2 protein-coding genes, 1 pseudogene and 1 riboswitch are annotated in these 4,845 nt (G+C 43.3%); of the genes and pseudogenes, 1 reads left to right on the top strand and 2 read right to left on the bottom strand.

Annotation, left to right across the window (positions count from 1 at the left end; genetic code table 11):
• Window positions 1-556: 556 nt before the first annotated feature.
• Entirely contained in the window at window positions 557-1,111 is a 555-nt protein-coding gene (locus L696_RS0104190; RefSeq protein ID WP_025682521.1) for a DUF1003 domain-containing protein, read from the bottom strand.
• A 313-nt stretch (window positions 1,112-1,424) separates the two neighbouring features.
• Window positions 1,425-1,597: riboswitch (M-box (ykoK) riboswitch) on the bottom strand.
• A gap of 504 nt (window positions 1,598-2,101) precedes the next feature.
• Window positions 2,102-2,538: pseudogene (tnpA, locus tag L696_RS0104200) on the bottom strand (IS200/IS605 family transposase).
• Window positions 2,539-3,073: 535 nt separating this feature from the next.
• Here tnpA and abc-f point away from each other — a divergent pair.
• Window positions 3,074-4,561 carry a ribosomal protection-like ABC-F family protein gene (gene abc-f, locus L696_RS0104210; protein ID WP_025682523.1) on the top strand — a complete coding sequence of 496 codons (1,488 nt, stop codon included), beginning with the start codon at window positions 3,074-3,076 and terminating at the stop codon, window positions 4,559-4,561.
• The last annotated feature ends 284 nt before the right edge of the window (window positions 4,562-4,845 follow it).

The following is a 4,845-nucleotide window of genomic DNA, read 5'->3' on the forward strand; positions in this document are numbered from 1 at the left end:
TGTTACATAGTTTCTATCGCCAAATGAAAAAGAACTTCAAACCGGCTATTTTCCAGTGGAGTCCTTCTTACATCTACTCTACATTCAAACTCTTCATAATAGAATAAATCCCCACCGACCAATTAAGGTTAGCAGAGCTTTTTTATAGTATCAGTATCTACACCATTAACCTTATTGTGGCACAACCTATAAACATTTGGAGATTTATCATCGCGCTGCTCATCGGTAACATCATCGGGAATCTTACTTACGGAAGGTTAGAATTTTTTCAATACAACACAGGAACTGGATTTTTCACATTAGAAAATCTTATTAAGTTTATTATCAACTATGGTCTTGCTGTGATTATTGCATTAATCATATATGTGTTGATTGGAAAAGTTTTTACGAGAAGTGGTCAGGAATAAACCAAAAGGGCTCTACTCGTATATAACCAGTAGAGTCCTTTTGCACATCCACCCTGAACTGATACTGACTCCGCTCAAAACATTTACCGTTAATCTAAATCGAATTCAGGTGAAAACTTTTCTACGGGGCCTTCATATAATCCAAAGAGTCATTTGTGTTCTTCATTCGGTTGTTTTAGAACAAGTAAGAGTTTTTTAATCTCAATCAGTTCGCCTTCGATCCGATGAAGGTGGCTCTGCATATCGTCAATCTCTTGTTCGGCTTTGTAGTTGATCGCGAAGTCAATGATCGATTCATGCTTATCCCTTGCAGTTTGGCGGTTCTGACTCATCATAATGACCGGAGCCTGGAATGCTGCGATAAAGGACAAACACAAGTTCAACAAGATAAATGGAGGTTCATCGAAATGAAAGCGAGTAAACGGCAAGCTGTTCAAGAGTATCCAGATGGTCAGAAAGATAGCGAAATAAGTAATAAATCTCCAGCTACCGCCGAATGATGCAATCCGATCCGCAAGACGATCTGACCAGCTTGTCTTTCTTTGGTACGCTTCATCTAAATGAGAAAGAATGCTATTTTCGTAACTATCGACTAGCCGATCAATACGACGAGTATTTTCCTGATTCAATTCAATATCAAAGCCTTGAATATGAGCAGCACTTTTATTTTGCTGCTTTTTTTGAAAAAAATTCATTTTTGACATGTCGACTACCTCCTTGTTTTAAGGCAGTCAGGCCCAATACTACTCCGTAGGAGAGGAGTTGCAACCATACTCAATTACGGTACCTAGTTTTAACCCGACTGCCAATAGACTCACTGGTTCTGGATCCGGTTCAGACGAACTTCGACTACTCATAGAATGGTTCAACCCCTCTCCCATTATCATGTTGTAGGCTCCATATTTTACTGATTCACACTGGAACCATATCACTGCCAATACATAACACATTGAAAAAAACGCCCCTCAGCTCAACTGAAGGGGCGTCGTTCTGCATGCAAGATAAAGCATGCAAATATCCGATTCCCCCAAGTCGAGCTTTAGCACTATACGACGTAAAAGAACCAAAGTTCTTTAGCCACATTAAGAAGAGCCTTAATCCGGCAATTCCTGTTATACCCATTGGCATCTTTCGATGTTTCCGGGCAGTGGCTTATGTTCGTATAGGAGCCTCACCTAACAAGGACATCCATATTTCCTTAGCAAGCATACTGCTGTCCAAATGTGCTGTCAACCCAATTATATTTACTATATTTTACATGTGTTTGCATCTGGTGACAGCGACGCTGGCACTCCCCCACAGTTCCATATCTGACGTTAATACTTTATATGTATGGTTCATGCTAATCACCCCAGGTTAGCATTCAGTGATTGGAGTAATAATACCTCCAACGACAAAAAAAGACTCGCTAGTTGTCTAGCAGAGCCTTTTGGGTTTGCCTTCAACTAGTGTCCACTACTTTTTAGTTAACCTTTACGTTTTTTGAGCATCTTAATTTTAGGCTTGGCAAGAACGCCTATATCGTCGCCTGCAAGTAGCATACTATCCTTGTTTATTTCAGGCCACTTCTGACCTCTTAAACGACCACCTGCTCAAAGCAGGTGGATTTTGACATGAATGTCGATGACTAAAGTCGTTACCGAAGACTTAAGTTCTTCTGAAAGTCCATACGCTTAAGCGTATTGAAACTGCGACTAAAACTCGTCCTCTATTTTAAACGTTTCGCTCTTTTCTTCACTAAACTGATTCGCAATGTAGTTCCTGATCATTTCCTCCGTCACATTTCCCACGGTCGCACAAAAATAGCCTCGTGCCCATAAATGCTATCCCCAGTATTTCTTTTTCAACTCCGGGAATTCATCCTGTAACAATCGCGACGATCTTCCCTTTAGATATTGCACAATTTTACTTGGCGCCAGGCTCGGTGGGCACGATAACAACAGATGAATATGTTCCTCCCCACACTTCCCTGCAAGATTCCTATTCCTCTCGCTTCGCATCCTTGCCCGATCAGTTCCCGTGTTCTTACCGCCAGCGCTCCTTTCAATATCTTATACCGATATTTCGTCACCCAGATCACATGATACTTGATTTCATACACCGCATAGCTGTTCTTTTCGTATCCTTCCATACTCTCACCTCTTTAGTGAAAGTATTTCCAGTTCCCTTAAGGCTAAAAGCGGATACCGTCTAAAGACGGTGGAGTTAGACCTCGCTCTTGGAAATTAAATTGTTTCTGTTGCTATAACGCCCACGGATTTTAAAAACCCATATGTTATTAACCTAATACGAACGAGCAGGATAGTTGAATAACAGTAATCAATCTAAGGAGCATGTCGACCTACGCAAGGCTTCAGCCTAAACGGGACTACGCAGGTTGTAGTTAAATTACTATTGTGATAAACTGAATGTAATTTGATGATGGGAGTTGAACGGATACATGTAGAACTTTCTTGCTTTGAGATCACGAAAAGAACGGACTCAGCGATCGGCTGTGGTCGTTTTATTTCATCTCTGCAAGAAAGGTCTGCGTTTCGTTTGCGCTCCCTCTCCGGACAGTCATACGGCCCCTTGGAATGGGGTCGTATTTCCTCGTATGGATTAGAGCCGCAAGATAGCACCTTTCTTGCGGCTCTTTTTTATTTCCAAACGAAAGGATGATTACCATGCCCGCCATTCAGGTAACCAATCTTACTTTCTCCTATCCAGGCAGCTATGACCCCATATTCGAAAATGTTCATTTTCAAATTGATACAGACTGGAAGCTGGGCTTTACGGGACGAAACGGTCGGGGGAAAACGACGTTCTTAAACCTGCTGCAGGGGAAGTACGAATACAGCGGTACGATCTCCACACCAATCGCCTTTGATTATTTTCCGTTTCCCGTCGAACACCCGGAGTATTTGACCTTAGACGTCGTCGAAGAGATCGTGCCAAGCTATGAGAGCTGGAAGTTGATGCGCGAACTGAACCTGCTTAAGGTTTCAGAAGACGTGTTGTACCGGCCATTCGAATCGCTGTCCCAAGGAGAACAGACGAAGGTATTGCTGGCCGTGCTATTCATCCAAGACAATCGATTTCTGCTCATCGACGAGCCGACCAATCATCTCGACTTGCACGCACGCAAGCTTGTCGCCGATTATCTGAATACGAAGCGCGGTTTTATTCTTGTTTCACACGACCGGGCTTTTCTCGACCGCTGCGTGGATCATATTCTATCGATCAACAAAACGAATATCGAAATCCAAAAAGGCAACTTTTCCAGCTGGTGGACGAATAAAACTCGCCAGGATACGTTCGAAATGGCACAAAACGAAAAGCTGTACAAAGACATACAGCGTTTATCAGCTTCTGCTAAACGTACTAGCGGCTGGTCTTTCGAGACCGAAAAATCGAAAAACGGCACACGAAATTCCGGCTCCAAGCTTGACAAGGGTTACGTCGGGCATAAGGCAGCAAAAATGATGAAACGCTCGAAATCCATCGAACAGCGGCAACACGCCGCTTTAGAGGAAAAATCGAAACTGCTCCGAAATATCGAACAGTCAGAAAGCCTTGCGATCTCTCAGCTCGTGTATCCCAAATCGGAACTGGCTATGCTGGATCACGTCACGATTTACTACGGGGAAAGAGCGGTTTGCAAGAACGTTTGTCTGACGATCGAACCAGGAGATCGGATTGCAATTTCAGGTCCAAATGGTTCAGGTAAGTCTAGCTTGCTCCGCCTGCTCAACGCTGAGGAGCTACACTATACAGGAACGTTTCAGCGGGAGCCGCAGCTTCGCGTTTCCTATGTATCCCAGAATACTTCTCATCTGCGAGGAACGCTTTCCGATTATGCAGCAGAGCACAGAATTGACGAAAGCTTATTTAAGGCCGTGTTGCGTAAGCTAGATTTCGCCCGCATCCAGTTTGAGAAGGATATATCGGCGTTTAGCGGCGGGCAGAAGAAGAAGGTTCTGATCGCGAGAAGCCTATGTGAGGAGGCTCATCTGCATATTTGGGACGAACCGCTTAACTTTGTCGATGTGATTTCCCGGATGCAAATTGAGGAGCTGCTGCTTGAGTACACGCCGACCATTGTATTCGTGGAGCATGATCGGGAATTTCATGACCGTGTCGCCACGAAAACGATTGAACTCGGTGGGGATTAGAATTTTACAAAGTGACTTGGTGTAAGACATGATTTAAACGGCAGAAAGCTTTGCATAACAACTTTTATGAAAAGGGAAGAGATTGAACTAAAGGGACACGATAGTTCAATAGAACATCGGCAGTCTAGGATTTTATTTTCTCGTCCATAGCTGCCGTTTATTCTATTTGAGTGCAGTCTAATACTTATCTCAACTTATAAAAACAAAAGCCCTCCATATTAAGAGGGCTTGAACATGCAACATTTTTAGGCTCTTCGCTCTATTGGATGGGTAACGCCGTATAG

This window comes from Paenibacillus maysiensis (genome assembly GCF_000520815.1).
Classification (GTDB): domain Bacteria; phylum Bacillota; class Bacilli; order Paenibacillales; family Paenibacillaceae; genus Paenibacillus; species Paenibacillus maysiensis.